The organism is Streptomyces sp. HUAS TT7, assembly GCF_051550175.1.
Classification (GTDB): domain Bacteria; phylum Actinomycetota; class Actinomycetes; order Streptomycetales; family Streptomycetaceae; genus Streptomyces.
The window spans coordinates 56,740-72,237 of sequence record NZ_CP196176.1 but is presented as its reverse complement, the minus strand read 5'-3'; the positions used below and the strand labels follow the sequence as shown (position 1 = coordinate 72,237).

Annotated in this window: 16 protein-coding genes and 4 pseudogenes; 9 read left to right on the top strand and 11 right to left on the bottom strand. The window is 68.1% G+C overall.

Annotated features, from left to right (window positions below; genetic code table 11):
* Positions 1 to 162 precede the first annotated feature (162 nt).
* From ACSHXC_RS40895 to ACSHXC_RS40885, 3 genes and pseudogenes are all read left to right on the top strand, one after another.
* Complete coding sequence (locus ACSHXC_RS40895; RefSeq protein ID WP_438297209.1) at positions 163 to 2,355, top strand: MMPL family transporter; 2,193 nt, start codon at positions 163 to 165, stop codon at positions 2,353 to 2,355.
* Positions 2,356 to 2,576: 221 nt separating this feature from the next.
* A pseudogene (locus ACSHXC_RS40890) lies at positions 2,577 to 2,690 on the top strand (ArsR family transcriptional regulator); the annotation flags it as partial.
* Positions 2,691 to 2,792: 102 nt separating this feature from the next.
* On the top strand, positions 2,793 to 3,335 hold the full coding sequence (locus ACSHXC_RS40885) for a DinB family protein (protein WP_438297207.1): 543 nt from the start codon (positions 2,793 to 2,795) through the stop codon (positions 3,333 to 3,335).
* A gap of 191 nt (positions 3,336 to 3,526) precedes the next feature.
* Here the strand turns inward: ACSHXC_RS40885 and ACSHXC_RS40880 are convergent, their stop codons facing one another.
* Positions 3,527 to 3,940, bottom strand: coding sequence for a heavy metal-responsive transcriptional regulator (locus tag ACSHXC_RS40880; protein ID WP_438297205.1), 414 nt, complete (start codon positions 3,938 to 3,940; stop codon positions 3,527 to 3,529).
* A gap of 82 nt (positions 3,941 to 4,022) precedes the next feature.
* Here ACSHXC_RS40880 and merB point away from each other — a divergent pair, with 82 nt between their 5' ends.
* On the top strand, positions 4,023 to 4,991 hold the full coding sequence (merB, locus tag ACSHXC_RS40875; protein ID WP_438297203.1) for an organomercurial lyase: 969 nt from the start codon (positions 4,023 to 4,025) through the stop codon (positions 4,989 to 4,991).
* Positions 4,992 to 5,053: 62 nt separating this feature from the next.
* The gene (locus ACSHXC_RS40870) at positions 5,054 to 5,530 is read left to right on the top strand and encodes a DUF5990 family protein (RefSeq protein ID WP_438297201.1); all 477 of its coding nucleotides are present in this window, start codon (positions 5,054 to 5,056) and stop codon (positions 5,528 to 5,530) included.
* 3 nt (positions 5,531 to 5,533) lie between these two features.
* On the opposite strand, the gene ACSHXC_RS40865 is transcribed toward ACSHXC_RS40870, so the two are convergent.
* From ACSHXC_RS40865 to ACSHXC_RS40855, 3 genes are all read right to left on the bottom strand, one after another.
* Positions 5,534 to 5,749: a hypothetical protein gene (locus ACSHXC_RS40865; protein WP_438297200.1), complete on the bottom strand. Its 216-nt coding sequence runs from the start codon at positions 5,747 to 5,749 to the stop codon at positions 5,534 to 5,536.
* 32 nt (positions 5,750 to 5,781) lie between these two features.
* On the bottom strand, positions 5,782 to 6,030 hold the full coding sequence (locus ACSHXC_RS40860; RefSeq protein ID WP_438297198.1) for a hypothetical protein: 249 nt from the start codon (positions 6,028 to 6,030) through the stop codon (positions 5,782 to 5,784).
* 564 nt (positions 6,031 to 6,594) lie between these two features.
* A complete protein-coding gene (locus tag ACSHXC_RS40855; RefSeq protein ID WP_438297197.1) occupies positions 6,595 to 6,714 on the bottom strand; it encodes a helicase associated domain-containing protein in 120 nt (39 codons plus the stop codon).
* 164 nt (positions 6,715 to 6,878) lie between these two features.
* Between ACSHXC_RS40855 and ACSHXC_RS40850 the strand changes: the two genes are divergently transcribed.
* Both ACSHXC_RS40850 and ACSHXC_RS40845 read left to right on the top strand, forming a co-directional pair.
* Positions 6,879 to 7,304: a hypothetical protein gene (locus ACSHXC_RS40850; RefSeq protein ID WP_438297195.1), complete on the top strand. Its 426-nt coding sequence runs from the start codon at positions 6,879 to 6,881 to the stop codon at positions 7,302 to 7,304.
* 92 nt (positions 7,305 to 7,396) lie between these two features.
* Complete coding sequence (locus tag ACSHXC_RS40845; RefSeq protein ID WP_438297193.1) at positions 7,397 to 7,912, top strand: DinB family protein; 516 nt, start codon at positions 7,397 to 7,399, stop codon at positions 7,910 to 7,912.
* 14 nt (positions 7,913 to 7,926) lie between these two features.
* Here the strand turns inward: ACSHXC_RS40845 and ACSHXC_RS40840 are convergent.
* Positions 7,927 to 8,208: pseudogene (locus tag ACSHXC_RS40840) on the bottom strand (IS5/IS1182 family transposase); the annotation flags it as partial.
* A 455-nt stretch (positions 8,209 to 8,663) separates the two neighbouring features.
* Between ACSHXC_RS40840 and ACSHXC_RS40835 the strand changes: the two are divergent.
* Positions 8,664 to 9,928: pseudogene (locus tag ACSHXC_RS40835) on the top strand (IS110 family transposase).
* A 20-nt stretch (positions 9,929 to 9,948) separates the two neighbouring features.
* On the opposite strand, the pseudogene ACSHXC_RS40830 reads toward ACSHXC_RS40835, so the two are convergent.
* Positions 9,949 to 10,547: pseudogene (locus ACSHXC_RS40830) on the bottom strand (IS5 family transposase); the annotation flags it as partial.
* A gap of 301 nt (positions 10,548 to 10,848) precedes the next feature.
* On the opposite strand from ACSHXC_RS40830, the gene ACSHXC_RS40825 reads away from it, so the two are divergent.
* Entirely contained in the window at positions 10,849 to 11,712 is an 864-nt protein-coding gene (locus ACSHXC_RS40825) for a hypothetical protein (RefSeq protein ID WP_438297191.1), read from the top strand.
* A 120-nt stretch (positions 11,713 to 11,832) separates the two neighbouring features.
* Here ACSHXC_RS40825 and ACSHXC_RS40820 read toward each other — a convergent pair whose 3' ends face one another.
* From ACSHXC_RS40820 to ACSHXC_RS40800, 5 genes are all read right to left on the bottom strand, one after another.
* The gene (locus ACSHXC_RS40820; RefSeq protein WP_438297189.1) at positions 11,833 to 12,999 is read right to left on the bottom strand and encodes an IS630 family transposase; all 1,167 of its coding nucleotides are present in this window, start codon (positions 12,997 to 12,999) and stop codon (positions 11,833 to 11,835) included.
* 89 nt (positions 13,000 to 13,088) lie between these two features.
* Positions 13,089 to 13,724, bottom strand: coding sequence for a GNAT family N-acetyltransferase (locus ACSHXC_RS40815; protein ID WP_438297187.1), 636 nt, complete (start codon positions 13,722 to 13,724; stop codon positions 13,089 to 13,091).
* 162 nt (positions 13,725 to 13,886) lie between these two features.
* Positions 13,887 to 14,147, bottom strand: a complete 261-nt coding sequence (locus ACSHXC_RS40810) for a hypothetical protein (protein ID WP_438297185.1) — start codon at positions 14,145 to 14,147, stop codon at positions 13,887 to 13,889.
* A gap of 9 nt (positions 14,148 to 14,156) precedes the next feature.
* Positions 14,157 to 15,179 carry an FAD-dependent oxidoreductase gene (locus ACSHXC_RS40805; RefSeq protein ID WP_438297183.1) on the bottom strand — a complete coding sequence of 341 codons (1,023 nt, stop codon included), beginning with the start codon at positions 15,177 to 15,179 and terminating at the stop codon, positions 14,157 to 14,159.
* Positions 15,176 to 15,313 carry a hypothetical protein gene (locus ACSHXC_RS40800; RefSeq protein WP_438297181.1) on the bottom strand — a complete coding sequence of 46 codons (138 nt, stop codon included), beginning with the start codon at positions 15,311 to 15,313 and terminating at the stop codon, positions 15,176 to 15,178. The genes ACSHXC_RS40805 and ACSHXC_RS40800 overlap by 4 nt, the downstream gene beginning before the upstream one ends.
* Positions 15,314 to 15,498 lie beyond the last annotated feature (185 nt).

The following is a 15,498-nucleotide window of genomic DNA, read 5'->3' as shown; positions in this document are numbered from 1 at the left end:
TATTCGAATGAACATGCACGATTCACTCATATGGAGTACGTCCAGCATGGCGTATGGCACGTGCGGGGGATAACCAACCAGGCCGGCTCGCAATCGCCTTGACTGCCGACTCGACTACGCCAAGCGCTGTCAGCCGGTGTGAGGGAGCCCATGGAACGCTGCATGAAGCAGCGCATCACGCAGGGGGCGGCTCTGGCCGTTGTCCTCCTGGCGGCGTTCGCCTGCCTGCCGCTGACGGCAGCCACTGCCGCGCGGACGAGCAGCGCGGGCTATGTGGCCGAGAGCAGCGAGTCGTACCGGGCAGACCGGTCCATGGAGGAACGCTTCAACTGGGGCTCCCCGCAGGTGCAGATGGAGCTGCGGACGTCCGTCCCGGCCGACAGCGTCCGCGCGGCGGCCGCAGGCCGAAGGCTGACGGACCAGGTCGCACACTCCCCAGGGGTGGTCAGCGCCCTGTCCTGGTGGACCGTCAAAGACGAACGGCTGCGTTCCGCCGGCGGACGCGCCGTGCTCCTGCTGGCCCGGCTGACCGGCGACAACGCGCGGACGGAGGCCACCGCAGCCCGGCTGGCCGAGCGGTTCGGCGGCCGGCACGCCCCCTTCGATATCACGGTCACAGGCCGGGGACTGGTCAACCGTGACCTGGCCGAACGCAGCCGACAGGAACTCCTCCACGCCGAGCTGATCAGCGTGCCACTGGTCGCCCTGGTACTGCTGTTCGCCTTCCGCACGCTCGTCGCCGCAGCCGTTCCGCTGGCCGTCGGGGTCGTGTGCACCGCCGGTGCGCAGATCGTGCTGTACGGCCTCACCAAGGTCATGGAGGTGTCCGTCTTCGCCCCCAACCTCGCGGTCGCCATGGCCCTTGGGCTCTCGGTCGACTACGGCATGCTCCTGGTCAGCCGGTTCCGCGAGGAACGCGCGGCCGGGCTCGGCGTACGGCCGGCCGTCAGAACCACACTGCGTACGGCGGGCCGGACCGTGCTGTGCTCCGCCGCCGTGGTGAGCCTGTCACTATCCGTCCTGCTCCTCTTCCCGATCCCCTTCCTGCGATCGCTGGGCGCGGCCACCGTCTCCGTCGCGGTACTGGCCGCCATCTCCGCCCTCGTTCTCGTACCCCTCCTGCTCACCGCTGCGGGCGAACATCTGGAACGCGGGCCGATTCCCGGGCTGAAGCGCCACACCGGGCAGGAACACGCGCAACGGACGGGCCCCTGGGCGGCATTCACCCGGTGGGTACCACGCCACCCCGCACTGGCGCTGGCGGCCGCCACCGGCATCCTGGTGCTGCTGGCCCTCCCCTTCGCCCGGGCCGATTGGGGCTTCATCGACGAGCGCTGGCTGCCCTCAGGAAGCCCACAGCGGACAGCGGCAGAGCGCGTCCGGGCGGAGTTCCCTCTCGCGGCAGGCGCCGTGCCCCTCGTACTGCTGGATCGGACACCGACCGGATCCGCCACCGCGGTCCGCTTCGCGATAGAAGTCTCGAAAGACCCCCGGATCGTGTCCGTCTCCGGCCCCTCAGGAGCCTTCACCAACGGTCGGCGCCTGCCCAGCCCCGCCTCCGGCAGCTCCGGCACACAGGCCCGCAAGGCCGAATCCCGGCCGGACGGCACCTGGTTCGAGATCACCACCCTGCTGGCCGACCCGGCCAGCAGGCAAGCCAAGGACCTCGTCCGCGACCTGCGCGACCGACAGGTACCCGGTGGGGCCATGGTGGCGGGTGAAACCGCCCTGCTCCTGGACACCGAGCACCTGCTGGGCGAGGTGACCCTCCGCGCCGCGGGAGCGATCGCCGCAGTGACCGGACTCATGCTGTTCGTGTACCTGCGCAGCGTCTTCATCCCGGCCAAGGCACTCGCCACCAACTTGCTCAGCATGACAGCCGGTTTCGGGGCCATGGTCTTCCTCTTCCAGGAGGGCCACCTGGCCCAGTGGCTGGGCGGAACCGCCACCGCCTTCACCGACCCCCTGCTGCCACCGCTGATGTTCTGCATCACCTTCGGCATCAGCATGGACTACGAGGTCTTCATGGCCGCCCGCATCCGCGAAGAGTATCTGCGCACCGGCGACAACCGCACCGCCGTCACCACCGGCCTACACCGCACCGGCCACCTGATCACCGCCTCCTGCCTCGCCCTCATCGCCGCCGCCGCACCGCTCGCCACGTCCACCCTGACGGTCATGCAGCTCGTCGGCACCGTACTGATCATCAGCATCGTCGTAGACGCCACCATCGTCCGCTGTCTGCTCGTACCCGCCGCCATGACCCTTGCCGGCCACTGGAACTGGTGGTCCCCTCTGAACCGCACCGACTCCAGCGCAGCGAGCTGTCCGGCTCCGCCGACGCACCAGGACTGAGCAGACAGAGGAGGCTGAGGGGGGAGGAAACCCTCCCCTGATGAATTTGGCAGCGTGCCTCTGCGGGCGGAAGTCGGAGCTGTCTGTGAGGTGTTGACCGGCTGCCCTCCCATCCGGGTCCGCTTCGACGCAGGCGCAAAGAAGTGAGGAGGGCCGGAGGCCGGAAACGGGGCATTAAACCACCGCGCAGTCCCCGAACCCCACTCACGGCGGCGTTCGGGGAGCTGAAGGATGCGGGGCTGCTCAGCTCCGAGCGGCGCGGGACGTGGGTGTACTACCGGGTCGAGCCGAGCGTGGTGGCCGCGATGGGGCAGCTGCTGGCAACGTCCGGCTGATGGCCCTCGGCGCCTGGACGGCATCTCGCCACCGATGCCTCCCGGGAGCCATCATCGAAGGGCAGGGTCTGGGCAGCGGTGGCCCGGGAGGCGGTGAGCCGTATGACGGACAGGCTGGCGGTGGACCGCCAGGGCGTGCACGCCGAGCTGGAGCGGGTCCGCGCCGAGTTCCATGAGCTGCTCGACGCCGCCACACCGCAGGACCTGGTCCGGTCCAGTGACGGCACCCGCTGGACCAACGAGCAGCTGCTGTTCCACATGCTGTTCGGCTACCTCCTCATGCCACCGCTACTGGCTTTGATGCGGGTCTTCGGGCGGCTGCCCCAGGGGGCCGGCCGGGGCTTCGCCCGCCTGCTGAACGCCGGAACCAGGCCGTTCGACGTCGTCAACTACCTGGGGCCGGTCGCCGGCGCCCGGATCTACGGCCGGCGGCGGATGGGCGCGAAGTTCGATCGCGTCATCGCCCATCTGCACCGCCGCCTGGACGCCGAGCCGGAGGCCGCCTTCGCGCGGGGTATGCACTACCCGGCCCGCTGGGACCCGTTCTTCCGTGACGTCATGACCGTCGCGGAGCTCTACCGCTATCCGGCCCAGCACTTCGACTTCCACCGCCGCCAGCTCACCCTGCCCGGCCGCCCTCGCTGACGCCGCCGCACCGGCGCCTGCGGATCGCGCACGGGCACGCTGCCAGGAAAGTGAGCGGGAAGTGAACTTCCCTTCCTGCGCGGCATCGAGCGTTCCCGCGGCCAACCCGGCTTGCGCGGGATCCGGGAGAGCCTCGCGATGTACGTACGGGCACTGCTGGCCGAGTTGGCAACCCGGGCCCGGCCCGCTGTCTAGGGCCCAGCCGTCGCGGGCCGAGCGAAGATGCGGCAGATGTCGCCCTCGCTGCAGGTGGACGGGTCGGTGTCGGCGGCGTGCCGGGCGAGGTCGCGCAGGGCGGTACGGGTCTTGCGGAGTTCGGCAAGGCGGCGGTTGATGTCCGCCAGGTGCTGGTCGATCAGGTCGGCGACGTGGCCGCAGGGGGCTTCGCCGCCGTCGCGCAGGGCGAGGACGGAGCGGATCTCGGCGAGAGTGAGGCCGGCGCCCTGGGCGTCGCGGATGAAGGCGAGCCGGGCAGGGGCCTGCGGCGGGTAGTCGCGGTAGCCGCCGGTGGTGCGCGGCGGGGCGGGCAGCAGACCGGCCTGCTCGTAGAAGCGGATGGTCTTCGTGGTCAGTCCGCTGGCCGTCGCGAGGTCACCGATGCGCATGCCTCCAAGGCTACGCCTTGACCTTCCAGCGCGCTGGAAGGTCTACGGTCGCCCCATAAGGTTCGGAGCTGGGAGGACACTCATGCGGATCACCGTGCTGACCGTGCCGGACTGCCCCAACGCCCCGGTGATCGAGGAACGGATCGCCCTAGCGGCCGCCGACCTCAGTGCGGAGGTGGCATTGGTCGAAGTGACTGATCAGGAACAAGCAGTCCGGCTCGGAATGACCGGCTCGCCCACCGTCCTGATCGACGGTGTGGACCCGTTCGCCGTTCCCGGCGCACCCGCGTCCCTGTCGTGCCGTCTGTATCGCGGGCCGGACGGCCGGGTCGAGGGCGCGCCGAGCGTCACTGAACTGCGGCGCGCGCTGGAAGCGGCGAACATCACCGGAGGCTGCGAGTGTCCGCCGACGGATGCGGCCGGCCGCGGCGGCCGCGGCCGTCTGGCGCCCATCGCCGGCGGGCAGCGCGCCGTCCAGCAAGCCGTACTCCGCCACTTCGCGACCACCGGAGGCGCACTCTCGGCAGGCGAACTGCAAGCCGCGGCCGCCGTACACGGCCGGGCCGCCGCCGAGGTCCTGGCCGACCTTGCGGCCGAGGACTTCCTCGCCCTCGACGACGACGGCCGCATTCGGGCCGCCTACCCGTTCTCCGCCGTGCCCGCCGACCACCGGGTCCTCCTCGCCAACGGCATGGAGGTATGGGCGATGTGCGCGGTCGACGCGCTGGGCATCCCGGACATGCTCCGCTCCGACGCCGTGATCACCTCCACCGACCCGGTCACCGGCGAGAAGGTCACCATCACCTCGACCAGCGGAGTCATGACCTGGCAGCCGTCCACCGCCGTGGTCTACGTCGGCCAACGCTCCTGTACTGGACCGGCAGCCGACATCGCCTGCGGCGCCCTGAACTTCTTCACCAGCCGCCACACCGCCCGCACCTGGGCCGAACAGAACCCCGACTACACCGGCGCGCCCGTCGACCATGCCCAGGCCGAAACCCTGGGACGCTCCATCTTCGGCTCCCTGCTGACAGCACCAGAGCCGGCCTGAGTACCCGGCGACGCACCCATACAGGCAACAGCACACCAGGACCGACAAGGACACTGACCAGCATGCGCATCCGTATTGACGCAGTCGATCTGCCCGGCCTGACCTGCCCGCCCAATGCACCGGCCGACGACCGGGCGGCATACCGCAACATCCACGTCGCCGTGCAACGCCGCAACCGCCCCACCGAGCTCCTCGATCCGCAGCCCGGCAACGGCGCCTCCGCGACCTGGACCCTGGAATGCAGCACGACCGCCTCACTGACGGGCATCGATGTGAAGGGGCCGTACGTACAGGGCGGTCCGGGAGGCCGGTTCATCTACCTGTCGTGGGGCACGGTCGACGAAACAGGCGCTTTCACCATGTTCCGCCGTGCCAAACTCATGCTCGACGCCGTACCGGCCGAAGCACTCGACGCCGCCGAACGCAGCGGCCTGCTGGTGGGCAGCCTCGGTCTGACCGACGCATGCGGCGCACCTTTGTGCGCACGCGTCCTCCCTCCGACCATCACCTGGAGTGCCGCCGTATGCGACGTCATATGAATCTCAGCCCCGCTGGTTGAGAGCGCAGGTCAGGTCGCGGTTGGCGGCTCGGGCAGCGTCGAGTTCAGCCTGCCCGCCTACCTGGGCGACGATCAGGCGGCGACGCGTCTCGTGCTGCTCTGCGAGCAGATCGGCGAATCCCTCGAACAGGGCCTCGCGGCTCGCCGCTACGCTCTGTCGGGCGACCGCCGGGCCGTGTACGGCACTGTCCTGTGACACCCGCTGAAACGCACTATGGAACGCGCATTCTGCTAGCGATCCAGGGTGCCTGTCAGGTAGTAGCCGGTGATCCGGCGCCTGCCGGCTGCCGTGCTGGACGTGGCATGGAAGTAGCTCGCCGGGATCGTGAACCGGAGTCCGCCGCTCGGCCCGCGGTGGCCGGTCACCTCGACGGTTCGGGCCCCGGGCTCGTAGGAGCTGACGATCACGTGCTCGGGGTAGTGGGAGGTCGCCCCGCCCCGACAGGTTGAGTAGATCTGGTGGGCCTCAATCCGGTGCACGGGCTCTCCCATGGGAATGGACGACTGCTCCGTCGACGGTAGTACCCCCACCAGGGCTCGGGTTCAGAAAACAGGCACTCGGCATTTCAGCAGCTGTGCGATATCCCTACTGCAGTGCTGTGGGAGGGTGGAGGCATGCCGAGCAGCCGTCCCAAAGTCTGTGTGTGTTCGCCTGCCGAGTGCGTTCTCCCCATGAGCCATGCACGCGGTGGCTGCCCTTTCATCAGCAGGGCAGCCACGGTTGAGGAGATGAGAGCAGAGATCCGGAAGCATCGGGCGAATGACCTGATGAAGGAATGGACAATCGTCGGCGAGTGGGTGCACTGACCTTCACGCGGTCGAGCGAGCCGCCTACTCGGCGCGCACCGGACGGCTGTCCCGGCAGTAGGCGCGGCCTGCCGCACCTCTGTGCGGTCCGGGTCGTTGAGCAGTGCAGCCACACACCCGTGTGGCGGCAGTACCAGGGTCCCGGGGACGTCCATTCCCCGGGACCCTGGCGCACTCTTCCACTTCCCTTGACCGGCTGGTTCAACGACCGGCCGGGGCCGTGGTCACCCTGACGGCCTACGCCCAGTCCATGCCGAGTGCGGCGAGCTGGGCGAGCTGCTCGCCGTTGAGCTTGTCGCGGTGGCTCTTCTGGTTGGACACCCACACCCCGAGCCGTACCTCAGAAGCTGCTTTCAATCCCGTTCCGCAGTAGGCGAGTTGGGTCTGCCGGTCGGGTCGTGTCCGGTCTCAGTGAAGGTGGCGATTGGTTCGCTCAACGTGGCGAACCACGAAAGCCCGTCGTCATGAACTCCTCAGGCCGGCGGCCGTGCCCCCTGTGCAGCACCGCCCGTTGACATGGCATGGGACGGAAGAACCGAGTTCGAGTCCGGTTGAGGTGCGGTCGCTGCAAGCGGCCCGCCCCAGACCTGACCTCCAAAGCCGCAGAGAACTGGAACGGCAAGTGGGAGAACGGCCGCCTGGCCCTTGTGCTCTGCCCGCCGTGCCAGACCTCGGCCGAATCGGCTGAAGCCGAGATCAACGCCGCCGGACGGAACGTCGGCACGGCGGACGGGGGGCAGTTCGTGCCCGACCCTGTTCTCTGCCTTACCGGCACCATGGAGCGGCCCGGAACTGTCCTGTACGGCCGCGACCACATCCAGCGCATTGTTCTCACTGGCCAGGCCGTGGGCCTCACCCTGATCGAGAACCTGTCTGCCGACACACGGTGCGTCTCAATGGCCGGTGGAGTGATGATCTACCTTCCCCGGCAGCGCGCGACGCAGTAAGAACTCCTGCCCCCCGGCAGGACCGGCGTTCGCCACGTTGAGCGACCACTAGGGCCTGTCCGGCGGATCTTGTGACCGCGTAACGTGCAGGCATGGCACCTTCACTTGAGCGTCCCCCCTTGCAGGCCGATGAGCGCACCGCGCTCATCGGCTGGCTGGACCTACAGCGGCAGATCCTGCGATGGAAGTGCGATGGTCTGAGCGAGGCCGACGCGCACCGTTCCGTAATCCCGACCTCGCCGGCGATGACGATGGCCGGGCTGATCAGCCACATGCGGTGGGTCGAGCACACCTGGTTTGAGGTGGTTTTCCTCGGCGGCGACAAGACACAGAACCCGTCCTTTGACGAGACGGACGAGGGCGCCGACTGGCGGGCCGATGGCGTTCCGCTGAAGCAGCTGCTCGTGCAGTACGAGGCCCAGTGTGCACGCAGCAACGAGATCGTGGCCGCGGCCTCCCTGGACGACGTTGGCCGCAACCCCGCCTTCCGCGCTGGCAGCGCCAACCTCCGTTGGATACTCATCCACCTCGTCGAGGAGACTGGGCGGCATGCGGGACACGCGGACATCGTGCGGGAGCTGCTCGACGAGGTGAAGGGGTACTACTAGATCGCCCCGGCGGACTACGACCGGAGCCAAAGCCGGATGGAGACGACGGTGACAGTGCCGTGGAAGACGTAGGCGCGCTTGTCGAACCGCGTTGCCACGGCCCGGAAGCTCTTGAGGGCGTTGATCGTGCGCTCAACTTCGTTTCTCCGCTTGTAGATCGTCTTGTCGAAGCCTGCGGGTCGGCCGCCTTTGCTGCCGCGGGCCTGGCGGTTGGCCCGCTGGTTCTTCGGTTCGGGAATGGTGTGCTTGATCTGGCGTCTGCGCAGGTAGCGGCGGTTTCGGCGGGAGGAATACGCCTAATGGGACCCGAAGGTCGGTACTGAGCCCAGTTCTTGGGTGATGGTCTCGCCGTCCTTCGGGGCGCGGGGCGAGCCTTTGAGTATGCCCGGACCTTCGAGTCCTATTGACAAGACGAGGTCGCTTCCGCGCCCAGCAGTGTTCGTTCAAGGTGAGGCAGAGGAGTATCGGCAAGCGTGCCCGAGTGGTACCGCTGGTGACGGTTGAGAGCACGTTCCGTCACTGTGCTCCTGGCCCGTCTGCAACGCGATTGACTATTCGCAGTCCGAGCTGGCCTCGTGGATCACCTCTCACCATTGCCGGAGCCTTAGCTCTGAAGCAGACCGAGGGCCGCACGGCTTGCTGGGGTTGCGAACGGCTGGTGGGATGACGTGCCTTGAGCACTTCCATTAGGGAGCACGCGCACCCTGCACAGGCTTGAGACTAGAAAAGAGCCACGGCAGAGGAGAGGTACATGGAGGTCACTACGTTACCGGCGCCCGTCTTCTGCGGGGTGGACTGGGCCGAAGATCACCACGACATCGCGCTGGTCGATGCCGGTGGGAAACAACTCGCCAAGCTGCGGATCAATGATGATGCAGAGGGATTTGCTCAGTTGATTGCTCGGCTGGGCGAGCACGGCGACCGCGCTGACACCCCGATACCCGTTGCGATCGAGACGTCCCGTGGACTTCTCGTCGCGTGCCTGCGGGCCACCGGTCGCCCCGTTTACGCGATCAACCCGCTGGCGGTTGCCCGCTACCGGGATCGTCACTCTGTGGCCCGGAGGAAGTCCGACGCCATCGACGCCGCGGTGTTGGCGAACATCCTGCGGACCGACATGGCTGCTCATCGGCCGTTGCCTGCGGACTCCGAGCTCGTGCAGGCCATCGCGGTGCTTGCCCGAGCACAACAGGATGCCGTCTGGGCTCGCGGTCAGGCCAGCAACAAGCTCCGCTCCCAGCTGCACGAGTTCTACCCGGCCATCCTGAACGCGTTCGCCACACACAAGCACGGCCTATGCGCACGGGAAGCCCGGAGTATCCTTGCCGCAGCCCCGACACCGACCATCGCCGCAACACTCACGCGGCGTCGGTTGCAGTCATTACTCAAGAAGGCCGGCCGAGTACGCGGCATCGAGGCTGAAGCCGACAGGCTCCATAAAGTGTTCCAGCGTGACTATCTCCACCAGCTTCCGCAGGTGGAAGCAGCTTTTGGTCAGCAGACGTCTGCTCTGCTGAGACAGCTCAACACCGCTTGTCTCAACGCGGATCAGCTTGAGAAATCTACGGCTGCCGCATTGAAGAACACCCTGATGCACCGGTCATCCGTAGCTTTCCAGGTCTCGGATCCTTAACCGGTGCCCGCGTCCTGGCGGAGATAGGCGATGACCGAGCCCGATTTGCGAGCGCCGACTCGCTCAAGGCATACGCCGGAAGTGCCCCAGTCACTCGGGCAAGTGGTAAGAGCCGCACGGTCATGAGCCGGAGGATAAAGAATCAGAGGCTGGCGGCCGCTGGCTACGTGTGGGCCTTCGTCTCGCTCACCAAGTCAGCAGGCGCCAGGGCCCATTACGACCACCGCAGGGAAGTCGGCGACCGGCACGTCGCGGCACAACGCAATCTCTTCAACCGCTTCATGGGCATGCTCTTCTACTGCCTCCAGCACGGCCAGCTCTACGACGAGCTCAAGGCATTCCCGATCCAGCCGCAGGACGAATGTTCCGCCGCTGCGGCTTGACTCTTATCCGCGTGGGATGTCTTATCACCGCCGACGTGATCCGGCCGCGTGCGTGGGTGCCCGCCGCCTGGCCGACCGATTCGGATGCGGTCCATGACTGGGATGAACTGCGGGGCGTCACCCCATTGCCCGGGTGTGAGCAGTAGGGCCAAGGGGCGCCGTCCGCCCTCACCAGCGAGATGGATCTTGCAGGTCAGGCCGCCCCGGGAGCGTCCGAGTCCTTCGTCGGGGCGGTGCCGCTGGGGCGTGCGTCTTTTCCTGGCACTCGTGGCGGGCTCCTGCGAGCCCCGGCGGCATGCTGGTGGGCCCGGCAGGAGGTCGAATCGACGCTCACCATCGACCAGTCGATGCGGCTGTCCGCGTCGGCGTCGACCAGGACGGCCGCGAAGAGGCTGTCCCATGTTCCGTCCGCCGACCAGCGCCTGTGCCGCTCGTACACGGTCTTCCACTTCCCGAAACGCGCAGGCAGATCCCGCCATGGCACCCCGGTGCGCTGTCGGTACAGGATCCCGTTGATGATCCGGCGATGGCTGGCCCAGCGTCCGCCACGCTGCCCCGACTTCGGCAGATGTGGCTTCAGCCGGGCCCACTCGTCCTTGGTGAGATCTCCCCGCCCCATGACCATGCCAACGAGACGAGACCACCGTGGTCACAAGATCCGCCGGACAGGCCCTAGTTCACTGGGAGTCGGCTGGGTCTGACATGCCGTTGAATCCTTCGTGCCGCCCTGGAGCGGAGACAGCGACACCGCCCCAAAGAGCCCACGGCGGCACGGGCCCCTTCGCGACCCGCAAGGGGTGCAGCCGTACCGGTTGCCCCACCAGGCAGGTGTCTGCCTGGACTGGCTGCGCGACCGCCGTGACGGCACCGTCGTGCCGGGACGCAAGCACCACAGAGCAAGATCATTTAATGTTTCGGGCATGGCCCAGATATCACGACCTGTCATGACGCTGCGCGGGGACGGCACCACCTTCTGGCTCCACGAGCTGGAGATCGTGGTCCAGCGGGGGAGGACCACGTGGACGGTGCCTCTGGCCGCGATCGGTCGTATAGCCAGCGTGAGCGGAAGACCGGGCACGAGTCAGGTCCGCCTGGAACTGTCCGGCGGGTCCGATGCGGCCTGGGCGACCGTGACGACACGCAACGGCACCGCGGCCGACGCGTTCGTACGCAGCGCGCAGGGGGCCATGTCGGATGTACGGACTGTGGCGTATGGACCGGACCTGGTGGTGTGCGAGCAACGGGCACTACGGCTGCCGCCGTTGCCCCTCCACCACCCCAAGGCCCGCCGCTTCCTCGCCGTGGCGGCCTATCTCGTCTTCGCCCTGGTGGCCATTGCGCACGCCGACGACGCATGGGGAGGCGCCGTTGTGTACGGGCTCGTCCTGCCTCCGCTGGCAGCCAGCGCCGTACTGCGCGTATGGCGGGGCCGGTACCGTGACCTGCTGAATCTGCGCAGGTGCGGCATCACCGTGCCGGGGCAGTTCCTCCGCACGGAGTGGGTGCACCGCGACGGCGAGAGCGAAGAGCGTCATGTGTATGAGTACGTCACGCTGGAGGGCCGCCGCCACAGGCAACGGGGCAGGATCAACATCTACCTCCAGCGCAAGACCGGAGCCCTCGAGGTGACCTACGACCCACAACAGCCCTCCCTCATGCAGCCCGGCCGACTCATCGAGCCCCTCGTCCTGCAAGCGCTCCTCATGGCCATCGGCCTGACCGTCACCCTCCTGTTCATCGCCCCGCTCCTCGCCTTCGCCACGGCAATCGGACTACTTGGCTGACTTCACTTTCCTGACGGACATGGAGCCGGCCCTCAGCATGGCGCTTCCGCCACCCGGACACCTTCGACTCCGTTGTCGTGCCGGCTTAGTGGTCGGATCCGTAAATCCTTCGGGGGTTGATCACGCTGCCAGCGCGACGGAGGATTCTTCCTGGTGACCGGTGGTGTGCCGGTCGAGTCTGGCCAGCAGATCGTCCAGGTCGGAGGTGGTGAACTTCCACTGGAACGGCTGTGCCGTGGCGTTGTAGCGGTCTTCGAAGGTTCGGAGCCGGTCACCGGCCTCGGTGGGGTCGGTGAAGTCGTTGGGCGAGACGACCTTGCGCTGGACGACGGAGAAGAAGATCTCCACCTGGTTCAACCAGGAGGAGTGCACTGGGGTGTGGACCATGACCGCGTTCGGGAATGAGGCGGTCAGCCGGTCTGCGGCCTTCTTCCCGCGGTGGGAGGAGCCGTTGTCGACAGGCCAGAAGACGCGCTTGGCGCTGGCGTACGGTTCCTGGCTCATGGCCTGGGCGGCCAGGGCCATGGACGGGTCGATACCGGTCCGAGCCTCGGTGCGGCCGAATACCTTGGCCTGGTGGACGTCGTAGGCGACCAGGTAGGCCAAGGCGCCACCGCGTCCGTAGGTGTGGTTGACCCGCAGGGCGCGGGCCTTGCCGGGAGCGAGGGTGGGGTGGCAGCGGCAGCGGGCCTGGATGGAGGTCTTCTCGTCGGCGCTGATGACGTACTCGTGCTCGCCGAGGGGCTGGCCCTGCCAGGTGCGGGCGTACAGGTCCAGCACCCGGGCGGCCTTGGTGCGGAAGCCGGAGTCGGTGATGAAGATCCAGGAGCGGTGCTGCCAGGGCTTGAGCGCGTCCTCGGCCAGCCAGCGTCGCACGGTGGAGGGCGACACTGCGGTGACGATCTGGCGGGTGATGGCCTCGCGGGCCAGTTCCGGGCACGACCAGGGTGAGAGCGGCATTCCGGTCTCGGCGGGCAGTCGGCAGGCCAGCGCCTTGACCTCGGTGGCCTGCAGCGGTGTGAACGAGGCGGGGCGGCCGCAGCGTTGACGGTCTTTGAGCCCGGGCAGGCCCGCCTGAGCAAACCGGCCACGCCAGCGGCGCACGGTGTCCAGGTGCAGCCCCGTCTCCCGGGCGATGCGCGCGTTGGAGCGTCCGCGCGCGGCGTGCAGGACGACTTGCGCACGCACCCGCAGCCGGTGCTCGGTCTTGTGGCCGTAGGCCATCTTCTTCGACCGAACGCGTTCGGCGGCGCTCAGGGCTATCGGACAGGCAGTGCGGGTGGGCATGGCGGGCGAACCGATCGGCTGAAGTGGATCACTGGCAAGCCACAGCCTGCCCCGCCCGCCGCGGGGACGGCCGATACTCCTGTCCTGTTTCAGGGCCGGTAGATGCACTCCGCCAGCGTCGTGTGCTTCTTCCAGCCCAGCGTCTCGTACAGCGCGCGCCCGGCGTCGGTCGCGCCGAGAACGCCGAGGACCGCGCCTGTCTCCAGGGCGTGGTCGGCAAGCGTACGCATCACGAAGTTGCCCAGCCCGCGCCGCCGATGAGCCTTCTCGGTCATCACCCGGTCCACGACCACGGCTTCCCCGAGGGATGCCATCTGCCCCTGGGCCGCCTTCTCGCCCGCCGCATCCAGCACCCGAGCGTAGGTGACGGCCCCAATGGCCTCCACGGTCACGGTGTACCCCTCAGGCGCGACCGGGTCCGTGGCCATCAGGTCAACGGCCATCAGATGGCCGGTCTCCTCCCAGGCCACCACCCACCCCGGGGACAGCCAGGACTCGATCTCCTCCGGCTCCGCGGGCATCTTCATCCAAGTCCGCGGCACGGACACCGAGGCCGCGGCGCTGCGGACCAACGGCTCCTCGGCCTCGGGCAGGACATGACGCCCCACTTCGTCGGCGTTGCCGGCCACTTCGATATAGAACCCCCACGGCTTCTCGACAGGCGGAGGCGTCCGCCGGGACACGGCCCAGCCCGCCACCCAAGTCCCGACTATGTCCGCAACCATCAAGCCCTCCCGAAGCTGCGGCCGCACCAACGGCCAGGTAATAGACAGCAGTCGGGATCACACATTACGTTGCCGTGCAGCCTGAGGCATCTGTTTTGCCGGGGTGCAGCTGCTGAAGGCAGGAGTCAACCCCCGAAGGACTTGCGGAGCCGACCACTTAGCTCAGCCGTCTTGCTCTTCCGTCAAGGTGCGCATGGTCTCTCTCAGGCGTCGTCGGGCTGCATCCAGGCGCTCCCCGTAGTCAGCAGCGAAGATCCCGGGAAGTGCCTTGTCCAACGTCCCCGCGAGCTTGTGGATCGGGGCCCATGCAGCCGGATCGTCAACCATGCGGCTCAGGTCCGTCATTTGAACTCGTTCCAGCCAGTCCGAGAGGACCAGCGCCTCATCAGGGGTGAGTTTGATGGTGATCTCAGTGTTCTGCACGCGCTGACATTAGCCCGTCGCCTCGTGACGAATGGGGCAAATCGGCACCGCCCTCACGGTCAGGGCAAGATCCGAGATCGTGAGATTGTGCCGTGCAATTTGAGACCCCACAGGGCGCCCGGCTTGTCCCGTCGGTAGCGTCTGGGCCTCGAAGTAGGGGAGCAGACCGGAGCGGCTTCCGTCGCCCATCGTGACCGCAATCAGCCGCGCCCCCTTCAGATCACCGGCCACCAGCACCCGCGGGTGCTGCAGCTCCGGCGGGCAGTACCCGTCCGCAGCGACGACCAGTCCGTCCAGCGCAGCCGGTTTGCTGCCCATGTTGCTCAGCACCTGGTCGGTGGTGAAGGTGTGACTGCCGCCCGCCGGGTGGTACGCGGTGATCCGGAACCGGTCTCCCGGGATCGCCGCGACTGCGACGCGCTCCACCAGGTCAAGTCGGCCCCGTGCCTCGTCGCTGACCTCGTCCGTCTTGTACGCGTCGCCCGCCGGGTACAGCACATCCAGGTGTGTCGCCGTGTCCGGGTGGGCCCACAGCCAGGTGCCCAGAGGCCGGTCCGAGCCCAGCACCACAACATGGCGGTCGGCCAGCTGCTCGGGGGCGGTACGCCACAGCGGCGGCGTCATCAGGTCCACCGGCGCCTCGATCCACGCGGCGTCCTCGACGCTCAACGTTGCCGCCCCGGTCGCCACCACCACTGCGCCCGCGGTCAGCACCTGCCCATCGTCCAGGGCTGCCTCGGCCCGGCCGTCGTGTCCGGCCACCTGCACGGCCCGCCCCGTAAGCACGGTGACCCGCCCCGCCGCCTGATGCCGGGCAAGATCGGAGGCGAGTGCGTCGGCCAGCGCCGCACCGGTCGTCCATCTGCCCGGCACGTTCTCCAGCGCACCGATCGCCGCCACCTTCGAGCCCACCGCCACCGCCTCGACGACGATCGTCGTCATCCGCAGACTCGACGCCATCACCGCGGCCGGCACCCCGGCCGGGCCCGCCCCGACCACCAGCAGACCCGCATCGAACAGGCCGTGGTTCATACGCAGGCCCCTTCGGCGGGCCGAGCCGGTCCGGACAGGGCGGTGAGGACGTTCTCGACGGTCAGCAACTGGGCTTCGCTGAGGTTGCGTTCGACGAGCAGCAGCGCGGCCTCGTGGTACCTTCCGCTGCCCACCGGCGGGATGTACGGCGCGCCTGGAACGGGGAGCAATGGCGCCGGCGGTTACTCTGACGGCAGGCGTCCGGCAATGTGCGTGGCCAGCTGGTAGGCGTCCAACTCCTCGTCGCTGTCCCCGTCGCCGGCCTCGGCGAAGTGCATCAGCAGCCGGACCGCCTCCTGCGCCTTGACCCGACGCGATC

Bases quoted from the DNA above. Each gene is read 5' to 3' on its own strand.
- ACSHXC_RS40895 (WP_438297209.1), top strand. From the start codon at position 163: ATGAAGCAGCGCATCACGCAGGGGGCGGCTCTGGCCGTTGTCCTCCTG.
- ACSHXC_RS40885 (WP_438297207.1), top strand. From the start codon at position 2,793: ATGACGGACAGGCTGGCGGTGGACCGCCAGGGCGTGCACGCCGAGCTG.
- ACSHXC_RS40880 (WP_438297205.1), bottom strand. From the start codon at position 3,940: ATGCGCATCGGTGACCTCGCGACGGCCAGCGGACTGACCACGAAGACC.
- merB (WP_438297203.1), top strand. From the start codon at position 4,023: ATGCGGATCACCGTGCTGACCGTGCCGGACTGCCCCAACGCCCCGGTG.
- ACSHXC_RS40870 (WP_438297201.1), top strand. From the start codon at position 5,054: ATGCGCATCCGTATTGACGCAGTCGATCTGCCCGGCCTGACCTGCCCG.
- ACSHXC_RS40850 (WP_438297195.1), top strand. From the start codon at position 6,879: ATGGGACGGAAGAACCGAGTTCGAGTCCGGTTGAGGTGCGGTCGCTGC.
- ACSHXC_RS40845 (WP_438297193.1), top strand. From the start codon at position 7,397: ATGGCACCTTCACTTGAGCGTCCCCCCTTGCAGGCCGATGAGCGCACC.
- ACSHXC_RS40825 (WP_438297191.1), top strand. From the start codon at position 10,849: ATGGCCCAGATATCACGACCTGTCATGACGCTGCGCGGGGACGGCACC.
- ACSHXC_RS40820 (WP_438297189.1), bottom strand. From the start codon at position 12,999: ATGCCCACCCGCACTGCCTGTCCGATAGCCCTGAGCGCCGCCGAACGC.
- ACSHXC_RS40815 (WP_438297187.1), bottom strand. From the start codon at position 13,724: ATGGTTGCGGACATAGTCGGGACTTGGGTGGCGGGCTGGGCCGTGTCC.
- ACSHXC_RS40805 (WP_438297183.1), bottom strand. From the start codon at position 15,179: ATGAACCACGGCCTGTTCGATGCGGGTCTGCTGGTGGTCGGGGCGGGC.